At 51.8% G+C, this 15252-nt stretch carries 11 protein-coding genes and 1 pseudogene; 6 read left to right on the top strand and 6 right to left on the bottom strand.

Annotated elements, in window-relative coordinates; translation table 11 throughout:
* Positions 1-75: 75 nt before the first annotated feature.
* The 3 genes from panC to ACTHTA_RS08995 all read left to right on the top strand — a co-directional run bounded on the left by panC (position 76) and on the right by ACTHTA_RS08995 (position 4511).
* Positions 76-912: a pantoate--beta-alanine ligase gene (gene panC / locus ACTHTA_RS09005; RefSeq protein WP_070749227.1), complete on the top strand. Its 837-nt coding sequence runs from the start codon at positions 76-78 to the stop codon at positions 910-912.
* A gap of 88 nt (positions 913-1000) precedes the next feature.
* The gene (gene mutS / locus ACTHTA_RS09000; RefSeq protein WP_440364523.1) at positions 1001-3622 is read left to right on the top strand and encodes a DNA mismatch repair protein MutS; all 2622 of its coding nucleotides are present in this window, start codon (positions 1001-1003) and stop codon (positions 3620-3622) included.
* 37 nt (positions 3623-3659) lie between these two features.
* Positions 3660-4511 (top strand): DUF5672 family protein, encoded by an 852-nt coding sequence (locus ACTHTA_RS08995; protein ID WP_440364522.1) that lies wholly within the window; start codon positions 3660-3662, stop codon positions 4509-4511.
* Between the two features lie 44 nt (positions 4512-4555).
* Here the strand turns inward: ACTHTA_RS08995 and ACTHTA_RS08990 are convergent, their stop codons facing one another.
* Positions 4556-5392 carry a DUF4198 domain-containing protein gene (locus tag ACTHTA_RS08990; RefSeq protein ID WP_049329714.1) on the bottom strand — a complete coding sequence of 279 codons (837 nt, stop codon included), beginning with the start codon at positions 5390-5392 and terminating at the stop codon, positions 4556-4558.
* A 387-nt stretch (positions 5393-5779) separates the two neighbouring features.
* Between ACTHTA_RS08990 and ACTHTA_RS08985 the strand changes: the two genes are divergently transcribed.
* A complete protein-coding gene (locus ACTHTA_RS08985) occupies positions 5780-6829 on the top strand; it encodes a sulfate ABC transporter substrate-binding protein (protein WP_308887973.1) in 1050 nt (349 codons plus the stop codon).
* 77 nt (positions 6830-6906) lie between these two features.
* Positions 6907-7965, top strand: a complete 1059-nt coding sequence (dinB, locus tag ACTHTA_RS08980; RefSeq protein WP_308887964.1) for a DNA polymerase IV — start codon at positions 6907-6909, stop codon at positions 7963-7965.
* A gap of 137 nt (positions 7966-8102) precedes the next feature.
* Here dinB and recB read toward each other — a convergent pair whose 3' ends face one another.
* The 5 genes from recB to ACTHTA_RS08955 all read right to left on the bottom strand — a co-directional run bounded on the left by recB (position 8103) and on the right by ACTHTA_RS08955 (position 13843).
* Positions 8103-11759 (bottom strand): exodeoxyribonuclease V subunit beta, encoded by a 3657-nt coding sequence (gene recB, locus ACTHTA_RS08975; protein WP_308887966.1) that lies wholly within the window; start codon positions 11757-11759, stop codon positions 8103-8105.
* A gap of 144 nt (positions 11760-11903) precedes the next feature.
* Positions 11904-12605, bottom strand: coding sequence for a hemagglutinin repeat-containing protein (locus ACTHTA_RS08970; protein WP_440364613.1), 702 nt, complete (start codon positions 12603-12605; stop codon positions 11904-11906).
* Between the two features lie 433 nt (positions 12606-13038).
* A complete protein-coding gene (locus ACTHTA_RS08965) occupies positions 13039-13179 on the bottom strand; it encodes a hypothetical protein (protein WP_308887969.1) in 141 nt (46 codons plus the stop codon).
* Between the two features lie 27 nt (positions 13180-13206).
* Positions 13207-13452, bottom strand: coding sequence for a hypothetical protein (locus ACTHTA_RS08960; RefSeq protein ID WP_308887970.1), 246 nt, complete (start codon positions 13450-13452; stop codon positions 13207-13209).
* Positions 13453-13516: 64 nt separating this feature from the next.
* On the bottom strand, positions 13517-13843 hold the full coding sequence (locus ACTHTA_RS08955) for a DUF4376 domain-containing protein (protein ID WP_053090877.1): 327 nt from the start codon (positions 13841-13843) through the stop codon (positions 13517-13519).
* 14 nt (positions 13844-13857) lie between these two features.
* Between ACTHTA_RS08955 and terL the strand changes: the two are divergent.
* Positions 13858-15185, top strand: a pseudogene (gene terL, locus ACTHTA_RS08950) (phage terminase large subunit).
* Positions 15186-15252 lie beyond the last annotated feature (67 nt).

The raw sequence follows: 15252 nt of genomic DNA, 5'->3' as shown, positions 1-15252 counted from the left end.
GATGAATAAAAGCGTATAATCGGCGCGTGATTTCCGTTGATGAAACGGCGGAAAAGATAAAGGATTTTTCAAACCATGCAAATCATTCATACGATTAAAGAATTGCGCGAGTGGCGCAAAACTGCCGGAAAAGTGGCATTTGTGCCGACCATGGGCAATTTGCACGAAGGCCATCTTGCGCTGGTGCGCGAGGCGAAAAAACGTGCCGATAATGTTGTGGTCAGTATTTTTGTCAACCGCCTGCAATTCGGACAAGGCGAAGATTTCGACAAATATCCGCGCACTTTGCAACAAGATGCCGACAAATTGGCAGGCGAGGGTGTTGCCGTCGTGTTCGCGCCTGATGAAAAAGAGCTGTATCCGAATGTGGAACAGCGTTTCAATGTCGAGCCTCCGCACTTGCAAAATGAATTGTGCGGCAAATTCCGCCCGGGCCATTTCCGCGGCGTGGCGACTGTTGTGACCAAGTTGTTCAACATTGTTCAACCTGATACCGCCTGCTTCGGCAAAAAAGACTATCAGCAGCTGGCGATTATCAAAGGCTTTGTTGAAGATTTGAACTTCAATATCGACATTGTTCCTGTCGACACCGGCCGCGCTTCAGACGGCCTGGCACTTTCCAGCCGCAACCAATATTTGAGCGAAGCAGAACGCGCAGAAGCGCCGCGCCTCTATCAAGAGTTGCAAAATATTGCCGCTGCCCTGAAAAACGGCAATCTGGATTACGCCCAGCTTGAAGCCGAATGTATCCGCCGTTTGACCGATGCCGGCTGGGTGGTTGATTACGTTGAAATCCGCCATGCACACAGCTTGGCAGTGGCTCATGTTGGCGATAAAGAATTGGTGGTGCTTGCCGCCGCCCGTCTGGGTACAACGCGACTGATTGATAATTTGGAAGTGGCTTTGGCTTAAACCCAAGCTGCTGTTAAAGGCCGTCTGAAACCTGTTTTTCAGACGGCCTTTTGTTACAATAACGCTTTTGCGTTTCTAAGGCTTTTCCATGTCTAAACCCACCGTTTCCCCGATGATGCAGCAGTATCTCGCCATCAAATCGCAACACGCCGACAAGCTGGTGTTTTACCGTATGGGCGACTTTTACGAGTTGTTTTTGGATGATGCGGTGGAAGCGGCGAAGCTGTTGGACATCACCCTGACCACGCGCGGGCAGATGGACGGCGTGCCGATTAAGATGGCGGGCGTGCCGTTTCACGCGGCGGAGCAGTATCTGGCGCGGCTGGTGAAGATGGGCAAAAGCGTGGCAGTGTGCGAGCAGGTGGGCGAAGTCGGCGCGGGCAAAGGGCCGGTGGAGCGCAAAGTCGTGCGCATCGTTACGCCCGGCACACTGACCGACGCGGCGTTTTTGGAAGACAAGGAAACCAACCGTATCGCGGCGGTGAACGCGGATAAAAAACACGTCGCCATCGCGTGGGCTTCTTTGCAAAGCGGCGAATTTAAAACCAAGCTGACGACGGCGGACAAACTTGCCGACGAGCTGGCGCGTTTGCAGGCGGCGGAAATCCTGTTGCCCGAAGGCAAAAGCCTGCCTAATGGTTTTCAGAGTGCGCAGCCTGCCCGTGGTACGACCTCTGCCAACATTACGCGCCTGAACTCATGGCAGTTTGCCGCCGATGCGGGCGCGAAATTGTTGACCGAATACTTCGGCTGCCAAGACCTGCACGGCTTCGGTTTGGACGGCAAGGAACACGAAGCCGCCGTCGGTGCGGCGGGCGCGCTGTTGAACTACATCCGCCTGACGCAAAACCTGATGCCGCAACACCTCGACGGCATTTCGCTCGAAACCGACAGCCAATATATCGGCATGGACGCCGCCACGCGCCGCAATCTCGAAATCACGCAAACCCTCTCCGGCAAAAAATCGCCGACCCTGTTTTCCATACTCGACGGCTGCGCCACCCACATGGGCAGCCGCCTCTTGGCACTCTGGCTGCACCATCCCTTGCGCAGTCGCGCCCACATCCGCGCCCGCCAAGAAGCCGTTGCCGCGCTGGGTTCGCAATACGAAAACCTGCAAGGCCGTCTGAAAAACATTGCGGACATCGAACGCATCGCCGCCCGCATCGCCGTCGGCAACGCCCGCCCACGCGACCTTGCCGCCCTGCGCGACAGCCTGTTTGCCCTGTCCGAAATCGAATTGTCCGCCGAGGGCAGTAGTCTCTTAGAAACCCTCAAAGCCGTTTTCCCCGAAACCCTGCCCGTTGCCGAAACCCTCAAAGCCGCCGTAATGCCCGAACCCGCCGTCTGGCTCAAAGACGGCGGCGTCATCAACCAAGGCTATTCGGCAGAACTCGACGAGTTGCGCCACATCCAAAACCACGGCGACGAATTCCTGCTCGATCTCGAAGCGCGCGAACGCGAACGCACCGGCCTCTCCACCCTCAAAGTCGAGTTCAACCGCGTCCACGGCTTCTACATCGAGCTTTCCAAAGTCCAGGCCGAACAAGTCCCCGCCGACTACCAACGTCGCCAGACCCTCAAAAACGCCGAACGCTTCATCACCCCCGAACTCAAAACCTTTGAAGACAAAGTCCTGACCGCGCAAGAGCAAGCATTGGCACTGGAAAAACGCCTGTTTGAAGCCCTTCTAAAAGACATTCAGATGACCCTTCCCCAGCTTCAAAAAGCCGCCAAAGCCGCCGCCGCCCTCGACGTACTCTCCACCTTCGCCGCCACCGCCGCCGAACGCGGCTTCGTCTGCCCCGAGTTCGCCGACTACCCCGTCATCCATATCGAAAACGGCCGCCATCCCGTCGTCGAGCAACAAGTGCGCCACTTCACCGCCAACCACACCCGCCTCGACCACAAACACCGCCTCATGCTCCTGACCGGCCCCAACATGGGCGGCAAATCCACCTATATGCGCCAAGTCGCCCACATCGTCCTCATGGCGCACACCGGCAGCTTCGTCCCCGCTGATGCCGCCCAAATCGGCCCCATCGACCAAATCTTTACCCGTATCGGCGCATCGGACGACTTAGCTTCCAATCGCTCGACCTTCATGGTCGAAATGAGCGAGACCGCCTACATCCTCCACCACGCCACCGAGCAATCCCTTGTCCTCATGGACGAAGTCGGACGCGGCACCTCCACCTTCGACGGCCTCGCCCTTGCTCAAGCCATTGCCGAACACCTGCTGCAAAAAAACAAATCCTTCAGCCTCTTCGCCACCCACTATTTCGAGCTGACCAAACTGCCCGAAGCCCACGCAACGGCAGTCAACATGCATCTTTCCGCACTCGAACAAGGACAAGACATCGTCTTCCTCCACCACATCGAACCCGGCCCCGCCAGCAAAAGCTACGGTATCGCCGTCGCCAAACTCGCAGGTCTGCCCAACCGCGCTTTGAAAGCGGCTCAAAAGCATTTAAACGATTTGGAAAACCAAGCCGCCGCCAATCGTCCTCAGTTGGATATTTTCAGCGCCATGCCGTCTGAAAATAGGGAAGATGAGGAAGGGAAAGAACAAGAAGTTGAGTCTGTCGATAATTTGCAGGCTAATGAATTGGCTGAAGCCTTGGCACAAATTCAGCCCGACAACCTCACGCCACGCGAAGCCTTGGATGCCTTATATCGCTTGAAAGATATCTGCAATAAGGCGTCGTAAATAGCTCAAAGGCCGTCTGAAACAAGGGAATATATTGATGAGTTTTACTGACATTACCGTGGTTGGTATTACCGGCGCAGATTCTTATACCGAGGGCACGATGTATGCCATTGTCCGCAGCTGTGCCGAATTGCCCGGCAGCCGTGGATTGCTGATCAGCCCGAGCTGTCCGCAAGGTTTGCCGGAAAATATCCGACATCAGCCTTGCCGGAAATTCGGTTATCTGGAATACAATTTGTTTGTTTTGTACCAACTGATGTATTACATCGATACGGATTATTGTTTGATTGTTCAAAATGACGGCTGGGTGTTGAACGGTCAAAACTGGCAGGATGCCTATCGGGAATATGACTATATCGGCGCACCTTTGCCGATTTTGTTGGAAACCGAAGCCGACGGGCAGTTTTTCCTGAAGGGAACCGACCAATATTTGGCCAAACAACATCTGATTCAGACTTCTCCGAATTTGGACGAGCCGCAGAACGGTGGTTTCAGCCTGCGCAGCAGACGGCTTTTAGCCATGCCGCGACAATTGGGCTTAAATGTAGAAATCCGACCGCCGTTGCCGCCGAAAGACGAAAAAATTGCCGATATGGAATGGCTGGTAAAGCTGCACCACGAAGATATGTTTTTGACGGCGCAACACCGTTATAGATTGCAGGACTTGGGTTTGAAATTTGCGCCTCCGAATATTGCTACGCAATTTTCTTTAGAAGTACCGTTTATCAATCAAATGAGGAATGTCCCTTTAGAGCGCGTCTTTGGGGCGCACTGGATGGGAAATGTGGTCTTGACCGGCTGCAACCGTGTCCGGTTTGCCCAATTGAATGAGGATAGATTGGAAACATACTCCCGTTTTTTTAGAAATTTGGGTTATGAATGGGAATAAATTAAGGCCGTCTGAAAGTTCAGACGGCCTTTTGTTAATGGCTGTTAGTGTTGATGATGGAGGGCATGGCGTGCAGCCGCGCGTTTGGTGCCGACAGGTACGATCAGCGTTGCATAAGCTTTGTCCTGCTGGCATACGCTTTTATCGCTGTAATCGGTCTCGTTCACCACTTTGATTTTCCACAAGCCGTCAATCAACGTAATCACATTGACCACGCCGTTTTTATCGGTTTTGCCGGAGAAGCCTTGAGGCTCGCGGTGGTCATGGGTTGATTCCAAGTCCATTTCGGCCAAAGTGTCCGAGCTGGCGGTAACGGTGGCTTTAACCAAAGGCTCGCCTTTGTACAGGACTTTGACCGGCAAAATACCACCGGCTTTGACTTCGTTCGGATTTTTCAGCGGAACCAGTTCCAGCTCTTGGCCGATAGGGCGGGTCAATACAGCTTCATCAACTGCGCCGTTGCCCACTTGGACAAAGCTCTTTCCGAACATTTGCGATTGTTCGCAATAGGTTGAACCGGCCAGCTGTTTCAAGGTTTGCTGTTTCCAGCCGTCTTGGTTTTTCGACCAGAAAGTCGGTTTGTAGGTTGCGCTGACCCAGTAAGAACCTTCAGGCAAAGCGGCTTTGGAAACGTATTGATAGTTTTCGCCTTTATTCACCATGTCAACGGTTTTCTTTGAGCTGCCGGTCAATTGCAGTGGTTTGAAAATATGCACGCGGTCGTCGGCGATTTTTTCGACATTGGGGAAGTCATGGCTGTAACCCAAATCCGCATGCAGGATTTGGCCGGCAGGCTGATGTGTCGGTGCGGCCACCCAAACATCGTGCGCCTGCGCCACTGCGCCCAATCCCAGCAATCCTAAAAGCATCCATTGTTTCATAATTTCTACACTCCATTTTGTTGTTGAATGAAAGGCCTTGTATTTTGGCGAGTAGAAACATTACTCTTATTTGCATTTTTTGTAAATACAAAGGATTAGATTTTTTAATTATAAATAATTATTTATATTGGATTTTCAGACGGCCTGACGTATTGGGCAATGCTGTTTGCAACGTATGTTTATCTTGTATAAATAGCTGCTTTAATCTTTATCTTATTGATGTATATATAATTTATCGTAATGCTTATCTGTGTGGGCATTTTTTCCCAACTTCCGCCCGGATTGTATATAACCAAAACTGATAAACGCGAAAGCAAACATTATTTCCAGTTTGCATCCAATCCCGATAAAGTGCTCCCATATTTTTAACAGGAGCCGACCATGAATATCCGTACGCTTTCTTTTGCCGCTTTGACCGCCGCGCTGGCTTTGAGCGCGTGCTCGCCAAAAACCGAACAATCCGCCGACAATGCCTCTCAAGCTGCCGGAGGTAAGGGGGGCGAAGTCAAATTGCTGAACGTCTCCTACGATGTCGCCCGCGATTTTTATAAAGAATACAATCCTTTATTTGTCAAAGAGTTTGCCGCAAAAAACGGCGGGCAGACGGTTGAAGTCCAACAGTCGCACGGCGGCTCCAGCAAGCAGGCTTTGGCTGTCGCTAACGGTTTGGCTGCCGATGTGGTGACCATGAACCAGACTTCCGATATCGAGCTTTTGGTGAAAAAAGGTTTGGTCAAAGCTGATTGGAATACACGCCTGCCGGACAATGCCGTACCTTATACCAGCAACGTCGTTTTCTTGGTACGTAAAGGTAATCCGAAACACATCCAAGACTGGGGCGATTTGGCTAAAGACGGCGTGCAAATCGTTTTGGCCAACCCGAAAACCACCGGCAACGGCCGCTACGCCTTTTTGGGTGCGTACGGTTATGGTTTGAAAGTCAATAACGGCGATGAAGGCAAAACCAAAGATTTTGTGGCCGCATTGCTGAAAAACACGCCTGTGTTTGAAAACGGCGGCCGCGCGGCGACGACGACCTTCAGTCAACGCAATATCGGCGATGTCTTGGTTACCTTTGAAAATGAGGCCAACTACGTCAGCAAAAAGCTGACCCAAGACCAATTTGAAATTGTTTATCCAAGCTACACTATTCTTTCCGAAGCACCGGTTGCCGTCGTGGACAGCGTAGTCGACAAAAAAGGCACACGCGCCACTGCCGAAGCCTATCTGCAAAACCTCTGGAGCGAACCAGCCCAAGAATTGGCCGCCAATCTTTACCTGCGTCCGCGCAATGCCGAAGTATTGGCGAAACACAAAGCCGACTTCCCTGAGATTGACACGTTTAATCCGAATGAGAAATTTGGATCGTGGGAAGAAATCATGAAAAAATTCTTTGCCGATGGTGGATTGTTTGACCAGCTTTCCAGTAAAAAATAAGGCTTAAACATAGAGGCCGTCTGAAACTTCAGACGGCCTTTTGTTACAATAAGCCTTTTTCTTATCCATCTTTTCCCATGTCCCAACGCAAAATCATCCATATCGATATGGACGCATTCTACGCTTCGGTAGAACTGCGCGAGCAGCCGCACCTGAAAGGGTTGCCCGTCGTTGTGGCGTGGGACGGTACGCGGTCGGTTATTTGTGCCGCTTCTTATGAAGCACGCAAATTCGGTTTGCACTCGGCGATGTCGGTGGCAACGGCGAAAAGGCTGTGTCCGCAGGCGGTGTTTGTGCCGCCGCATTTTGATTTGTACCGCCAAGTGTCGGCGCAGATTCATGCTGTGTTTCGGCGCTATACCGATTTGATCGAGCCTTTGTCTTTGGATGAGGCTTATTTGGATGTTACCCGAAATTTTGAAAATATCCCGTACGCCAGCGAGGTGGCCAAACGCATTCGTGCCGAAATTTTTGAAGAAACCGGTTTGACAGCCTCCGCAGGCATCGCACCCAATAAGTTTTTGGCAAAAATCGCTTCCGACTGGCGCAAGCCGAACGGTCAGTTTGTGCTGCCGCCGCAAAAAATCATGGTGTTTTTGGAGAGCCTGCCGTTGGGTAAGATTCCCGGTGTCGGCAAAGTCACGCTGAAAAAGATGAATGCCCTCGGTATTCAGACCGCCGGCGATTTACGCCGTTTTGAGCGTGGCGAACTTTTAAACCATTTCGGCCGTTACGGCTACCGCCTTTACGATTTGGCACGCGGTATCGATGAGCGGCCGGTCAAAGCCGAACGCGAACGCCTGCAAATCTCAACCGAAATCACCTTGCCCGAAGATTTGTCTTTGATGCAGGCATCAAGCCATTTGCCGCACCTTGCCGAAGACCTTTGGCGGCAAATCGAACGCAAAAACGTCGAAGCCAAAGGCGTTACCCTCAAACTCAAAACCCACGATTTCCGCATTATCACGCGTTCGCTGACGTATTCTTCCGTCCTTCCCGACAGCGCCTCGCTGCTTCAGGCGGCGCATACTTTGTTGCAACGCATACCGCCGCAACGCGAAGACGCCTTCCGCCTGATCGGTATCGGCGTGAGTCATTTGCTGCCGAAAAACCAGCAGCAGACGCTTTGGTTATAAAGAAATAGAAAAGCATTCTTTCCGTTTGAAGATTGCGCGCAGGACAATATCGTTCCATAACCATACCGGCAGCCGTTTAAACAGGCCGTCTGAAAACGTTTCAGACAGCCTTTTTGACGGTTTAACAAAATGATTTATCAAGAATTTGTTTTTCGTTCAACAAAAGTGGAAAGCAGGGCGGTATCGATGTCCCATTTCCAAATGCCTCGTTCCGAGCCGTCCATGCCGCGTAGGAAGAGGTAGCGGATGGCGATTTTGGTCAACGGCTTGCCGCGCAGGGCATAGTAGCGCGCAATGGCAACGGCGTAGATCAGGGCTTGCAGGTAGTAGTGATGATGCGCCACGGCTTCGTTCATCGCCTGTTGCGTGTACGCGCTTGCATCGTTGCCCAAATGGTTGGATTTGTAGTCGATTAAAACGACATTGCCGTCTGAATCTTGACAAACCATATCGATAAAGCCGTTTAAATAGCCTTGCAAATCATGGAAATCAAGCAGTTGCGCGGCTTGGACGCATTCGGTCGGCAGGTTTGCTTCGCTTGAGGCAAACCAACGGCGCAAGTTGTCCAGTTTGAAATCGTCCATGTACAGGGTAAACCCCATTTCGGGCAGGCGTCGGGTCGGCGGAATCTGCGACAGGCTCTCGCCGATTAAAGGTGTCAGGCGGCAGGTATCAAGCATGGCGCTTACCGTCGGCAGCCATTTGTCTTCAAAGCTGTGGCGTTGTAAAACTTCGGCAATCATTTCGGATTGGCTCTCGGCAGAGGCGGCGAAGTCGAGTTTTTCCAACATTTCATGCAAACATACGCCGGCATTGGTGCCGCGGGGGAAATGGTGGATATCAAGGCCGTCTGAAAGTGGGGACGGCAGGTTTTCAGACGGCATGGCACGGTCTGCGCTTTCTGCCGGGTCGATGGCAGGTTGCAAAGGCTCGTGTTGTTCGTCGGTTGACTTGGTGTGTCTGCTCAAACCGGTAAAGCTGGTGTGGCGGATAAAGTCAAAATCGCGGCGTTTGATGCTATGTGCGCCAAAAGCTTGGTCTTGCTGGCGGCTGTATTGGTAGACGGTTTCCGGCGGGGCTTCTTCCGTGAAGGCAAACTCCGTATTTTCAGGCGCGTTTTTGATAAAGCGCTGCCAGTTGGTTTTGAGCATTTCCACAACATCTGTCGCGCTTTTATAGCTTTGACTGACGCTTTCGCGGCCGGCATCCGGCAAACCTTCGAGCAGATAGGCAAAAGGATTGTTTGGCGTACAGTTTTTGTTGGCGGCGGCGTAGATGTTGAGCTGTTCTTCGGCGCGGGTAAGGGCGACATAGAGCAGACGCAAATCTTCTGCCGTCTTTTCGTCGGTAAGGTGGCTTAGTTCTGCTTCCGAGGTTTGCGATGTTGCCAGCAGCTCAGTTTCGTGGTTTTCAGTATGTAGGATTTTCCAGTTTTCTTTGGAATTGTCTTTGGTATCCCATGCAAAGGGGCAGTACACCAAAGGATATTGCAAACCTTTCGACGCGTGCATGGTAACGATTTTGACCAGTTTTTCGTCGCTTTCAAGACGGATGGTTTGCGCGTCTGACGGGAAATGGCCGCTGCGCGCACGGCCGATTTGTTCGTTCAGCCATTTATGCAGGGCGGCAGGGTTGCGGCTTTGGCTGTCTTCTTCGGCCAAAAGCTCCAGAATTTGGTAGTAGTTGGTCAGGCTGCGTTCGTTGCCGCCTTTGAGCAGGCGTGTTTCGATGTCATGTAGGGCGGCAAACTGCTGCACGGCGGCAAAAATGCCGCCTTTACGCCATTTTTCCATGGCTTCGGCAGACGATTCCAGCCATTTCAGTAGCTGGTGTTCGTTGTGGTTGAGTTCGTAAATCTCTTTGGCGGTATAGCCGAATAAAACGCCAGTTAAGACAAAGCGCAGCCAGTCGGTTTGCCTTGGGTTGAGCCAAAAGCCGATCAGCGCGGACAGCGAGTCTGCCTCGGCGGAATCGAAAACGGACTGGCGCGACAGCAACACGCTTTGGATACGGCGCTGTTTCAGTTTACCGGCAATCATCGCCGCTTCGTTGTTGGTGCGTACCAAGACGGCAATATCGCCGGATTCCAATGCACGGCCTTTGAAGTTCAGACGGCCTTCGGCTGCTTCATTGAGCGCAAAGGCAATTTCATCGGCGCAATATTCGGCGGCACGGCCGCGCAAAATTTCTTTGCCGGTTTGGTCGTCCGTATTGAGCCAGCGCACTTGGATGGCGGGGCGGTGTGGCGACAGCCGGCTTTTGGCGCGGCTGGCGGAGACATCGCTGTAATCGATATTTTCCAATACGAAGGGGTGTTTTTTTTGTTTGAACAAGGCGCTGATGCCGTTAATCAGCTTGGCATGGCTGCGGTAGTTGACAGCGAGGGTGTAATGCCTGTCCGCATCTTGCGCGGCTTGCAGATAGGCGTAAATGTCCGCACCGCGAAAGCTGTAAATCGCCTGCTTGGGGTCGCCGACGAGAAACAGCGGGCAGCCTTGTTCGATAAAAATTTGGCGGAAAATTTCGTATTGCAGCGGGTCGGTATCTTGGAATTCGTCAATCAGCGCGATTTCCCAGTTTGCCGCCGCCGCTTTTGCCAACGCATTGCCGTGTTCATTGGTGGTCAATGCCTGATGGACATCCAGTAGCAAATCGTCAAACACGCGCTCACGGCGTGATTTTTTTTGTTCGGCAATGGATTGGTTGATGTAGGAAAGGAGGTCGAGTTGCAGGCAGATGAAGACTGCTTCTTCCGCGCTTTTCATTGCCTGCAAATCACGACCGAGATTGGCCAAGGCTTGCAGCTGAATAATTTCCGGCGCATCGGCATCGGCTTTATATTCTTTTTTCAGTTTGCTGTTGAGCGTGTCGATACTGAAGAGGCTTAATTTCCCTAGCGTTTGTTTGCTCAGGCGGGGCAGATGACTGGATTCGGCGTTTGTTTTTAAATCGATAAAAACATTTTCAAAGGTATTTCTTTTGTAGGTCTGGCCATTAAGTTTGGGCAAGATTGTCCAAAACGCTTTTTCCAAGTCTTCCAACTGACCGCAAACTTTTTGCCATGTTTTTTGAAGGTTGGCTTGGGCTTCTTTCAAACTGCCTTCAGGCCGTCTGAATTTCAGATAGGGGCGGCCGGTATAGCTTTTGATTTCGGCAAGCATTTCTTCAGGCGTGCATTTTCGGTCAAAAACCAATTGTGCCAATGTGGCATCGGTTGCCACTTTCTGCCGCCAAAAGTCCTGCGCAGGAATCAGCAGCCTCTCGCGCGAGTCGTCCGACAGCTCGACATCCAAAGGCGCACCGCACAAAAACGCGTAATCGCGCAAGACGCGCTGACAGAAGCCGTGGATAGTGTAAATCGATGCGTTGTCAAACTGGCTCAGCGTGGCTTTGAGGCGGAGAATCAGGCGATGGCAGCTTTCCTGTCCGTCTTGCTCACCTAAAGCCAAAGGAATCAAGCGATTGAGAAAGTCATCGGGGGATTTTTTCTCTTTTTCGTAATATTTGTTCAGGCCGTCTGAAATATGTTCCGGCTTGCCGCCCAAAGTTTGGATTTCGTTCAAAACCTGCAACACTTCGTCCAAACGCGCGCGCAAACGGGTTTTCAGTTCTGCCGTCGCCGCTTTGGTAAAGGTAACGACCAGAATTTTCTCGATGTCTTTTTTTTCTAAAACAATCAGTCGGGTAAAGAGCGCGGCAATGCCGTAGGTTTTACCCGTACCGGCAGAAGCTTCGATGAGGTTGGTGCCGTCGATGGAAAGTGTGAGCGCGTCAAAAGGAAGGGCGGAAGACATGGTGGGAACGGAATAATATTAGCGAGGCATTATCATAACAGAGATAGTGTGTTGTTTTGCATTGATGATAGAAATGCCGTCTGAAAACTTTCTGTTTTCAGACGGCATGTCTTAAGGGCTATTAAATGACTTCAATAGCGCATCTTAGTAGCGCAAACGGCGTTTGGCGTAGCTTGGTTGGCGAGGACGATAGGTATAACGGTTCGCCGCAGGAGCTTTACTGTCGTCATAGTAGTACGCAACATTATTACCGTTGATGGTCGTATTGTTGACGCTCAAACCGGTTGGAGAGTCGGTAGTAATAACAACATTGTCGCTTTGGATGGTGTTTGCCGTATTGGTTACGTTGGCTTCGTTTTTACCTTTGGCGTTGATGCCGCCGTCAGGTTTGCCTGAAGCGTAGCTGCCGTTGACATTGACGGTCAGGTTTTTTTCGTTAACGCTGCTGATTGCGCCGGAAGTATTGACTTTGTTGCCTTCTACTTCAACGGAGTTGTTGGATACCAGGTTGGTACCGTGCAGGTTGACGTCACCGTTGTTGGCATTGATTTTAATGTCATTGCCAGCCGCTACATTCGCGCCTGTGGCGGTAGAAGAAGCGTTATCGGTTTTGTTGACGCCGACAGAGCCATTGACGTGAGGAACGGCAACACCGGTTTCAACATTGATTGTCGTACCAGCGCCGATACCGACATTAACGGCTGTACCTTGGTTGGAGGCAGTATTGGCTGACTCGGTGAAGGTTACGCCGTTGCCTGCGGTAATGTTGACGTTGTTGTTGGCAGTAATGTTGGATGCGATTTCAGCAGAGTCTTTGGCGTTGATGACAACATTGGTCGCATTCATATCGCCTTTGACGGCGGTAGATTCTTTTTTGTTTTCATCAGCGTAGTTGACGTTCAGGTTGGCATTTACATCAACGTTTGAACCGTCTTTGGTGTATCGATGAATTTGATACCGGCTTTGGCAGTCACGCTGCCGTTTTCTTTATTGGTTTCGGTGCCAGAGTAGCCTTTAATGGAATACTCGTTGACCTGTTTGTTTTCTACTGCTTTGCCGCTTGTCGACAGAACTTATAAATCAGGTGGTCGTCGTAGCTCGAATTGCGGTTGATGGTGCTGCTCACAGTAAAGGTTTGGCTGTCTGCAAAACACTCCCAGCCGGGCAGGTGCAGTTCGGCCACGAGGTCGAGATAGGCGGGCAGTTCGCTGCGGGTGTTCCCGCACCTGCCGCGTCGCCGTCTCATCTTTCTTATTCCCCGCCTGCGTGGCGAGATTTTTCATGCCTGCCTTTTTAGGACGGACACGATGGCGGCAAGATCATTGGGCGACCAGCGCCAGCAGTCGGGCAGCCCCAATGCGGCGGCGTACCACTCGGAGCAAAACCACTTGTCGTCGCGTTGGCGGGTTTTGAATACCACGCCGACGGCACCGAACCAGTTGTAGGGCTAGCTGACGGTATTGCGGTATAGGCGGTCGAGCTGGCCGTGCTCATTGATGCTGTCGGGCAACGGGATTAGATCCCACTTATCAGCGGGCAGCAGCATCGTTTTGGCGCGCACGCCGCCGTCGCGCACGGAAGATGAAATACAGTCGTACCCGCCGCCTTCGACTGGGCCGTAGGCAATCTCGGCGTGGCTGTATTGGCCACGAGTGAGAATGCGGGTCAGCCAGTCGGTGGCTCGGCACACCATACGCGCCAGCCGGAGCCGCCCCGATGGCCTTTATAGAGAGCTAGGTAGTATCGTGGTTTCATGATTACGCCTCCTCCAGCTCGGCGGCGGGCTGCTCGTAGTTAGCTGTCCAGCCGTCCGAATAATCGTATTCCAGCGGATTTTCGGCCTTTAACATGGCGGCTTTATGGCGTTCGGCGTTGGCAAAGTCGGCCTGCTCATCCAATACCATCTGCGTAGTCATCTCATCCAGTAGCTCGCGGGTCATGAGGACGAAATCGTTTTCCATCGTTTTCCAGCGTAACCCCACCGGCAACTCTTTCATGGTGCGCAGTAGGATGTATTGGGTGCAGCTCTCATCGTTGGTGTGAAACCACTTACCCACGCTTTTGACAAATACCCCAGGAATCATACGGCAGCTTGTATATGTTTACACGCTGGATGTTTTATCAAAGACGTGGCTATATTTGGCAGCGAGCGAATCATCACGCCCTAATCTGTAACGCCCTAGAACGTGTTTTCAACGGCGAAACAAAACGCCTGATTATTAATATTCCGCCGCGATACTCGAAAACGGAAATCGCGGTCGTGAACTTCATCGCGTGGGCGATGGGGTGCGTGCCGGATTGTGAATTTATTCATGCGAGCTATTCGGCTACGTTGGCGGTCAATAACTCCGTACAGATTCGGAATTTAGTGCAACACGAAGAGTATCGGGCAATTTTCCCTGATTTAGCACTTGCAAGCGAGAGTAGTCATCACTGGAAAACAACTGCCGGCGGCGTGATGTACGCAACAGGTACGGGAGCACGATTACCGGCTTTGGTGCGGGCAAACACCGCGAGGGGTTCGGCGGCGCAATCATACTGGACGATTTGCACAAGGCCGACGAAGCACGAAGCGAGGTCAGACGGCAGAATGTTATCGACTGGTTTCAAAATACGCTGGAATCACGGAAGAACAGCCCCGATACACCGATTGTCGTGATTATGCAAAGGTTGCATGAAAACGATATTGCAGGATGGCTGCTTGACGGCGGCAACGGCGAAGAATGGGAACATTTGTGCTTACCAGCGATTCAAGATGACGGCACGGCGTTATGGCCTGAAAAGCACGATATTGAAACACTGCGCCTAATGGAACAAGCCGCGCCGTATGTGTTTGCCGGGCAGTATTTGCAAAAATCTGCACCGCCTGATGGCGGTACGTTCAAGCCTGATAATCTGCAATTTGTTAAGGCATTGCCTGCCGGTAATATCAGATGGGTGCGCGGATGGGACTTAGCCTCAACCGCAAACGATGGCGACTATACAGCAGGCGGCAGGCTTGGTGTTACAGAAGATGGGCGGTACATTATTGCCAATATTGTGCGCGGCCAATATGGGGCGGATGAGCGAGACAGAATTTTGAAAAACACGGTGCAAAAAGACGGTGTGAAAACAAAAATATCTATCCCGCAAGACCCTGGGCAGGCCGGCAAGTCGCAAACCCTATATTTAACCCGTCAATTGGCGGGTTTTTCTGTATCTGCCAGCCCTGAGTCGGGCGATAAGGTGACACGAGCCGAGCCATTCGCGGCACAGGTCAACATCGGTAATGTGATGGTGCTGGATGACGGCACATGGGATACAGATGCGCTGATTTCAGAAATGCGGATGTTCCCAAACGGTCAGCACGATGACCAAATCGACTGTTTGAGCCGTGCATTTAGTGAGCTATTGGACACCCGAACGGGCATGATTGATTACCTGTAGAAACTAGTAGCGTTGTTTACAGTATTTCCAGGAGAATACTGAAACATGAACATGCACAAAAACACCC

Source organism: Neisseria sp. P0013.S005 (assembly GCF_051958425.1).
Lineage (GTDB): Bacteria > Pseudomonadota > Gammaproteobacteria > Burkholderiales > Neisseriaceae > Neisseria > Neisseria subflava.
This window is presented reverse-complemented; position numbering and strand designations above follow the sequence as displayed.

Coding starts and splice junctions, on each gene's coding strand:
- panC (WP_070749227.1), top strand. CDS start 76: ATGCAAATCATTCATACGATTAAAGAATTGCGCGAGTGGCGCAAAACT.
- mutS (WP_440364523.1), top strand. CDS start 1,001: ATGTCTAAACCCACCGTTTCCCCGATGATGCAGCAGTATCTCGCCATC.
- ACTHTA_RS08995 (WP_440364522.1), top strand. CDS start 3,660: ATGAGTTTTACTGACATTACCGTGGTTGGTATTACCGGCGCAGATTCT.
- ACTHTA_RS08990 (WP_049329714.1), bottom strand. CDS start 5,392: ATGAAACAATGGATGCTTTTAGGATTGCTGGGATTGGGCGCAGTGGCG.
- dinB (WP_308887964.1), top strand. CDS start 6,907: ATGTCCCAACGCAAAATCATCCATATCGATATGGACGCATTCTACGCT.
- recB (WP_308887966.1), bottom strand. CDS start 11,759: ATGTCTTCCGCCCTTCCTTTTGACGCGCTCACACTTTCCATCGACGGC.
- ACTHTA_RS08970 (WP_440364613.1), bottom strand. CDS start 12,605: ATGAATGCGACCAATGTTGTCATCAACGCCAAAGACTCTGCTGAAATC.
- ACTHTA_RS08960 (WP_308887970.1), bottom strand. CDS start 13,452: ATGGTGTGCCGAGCCACCGACTGGCTGACCCGCATTCTCACTCGTGGC.
- ACTHTA_RS08955 (WP_053090877.1), bottom strand. CDS start 13,843: ATGATTCCTGGGGTATTTGTCAAAAGCGTGGGTAAGTGGTTTCACACC.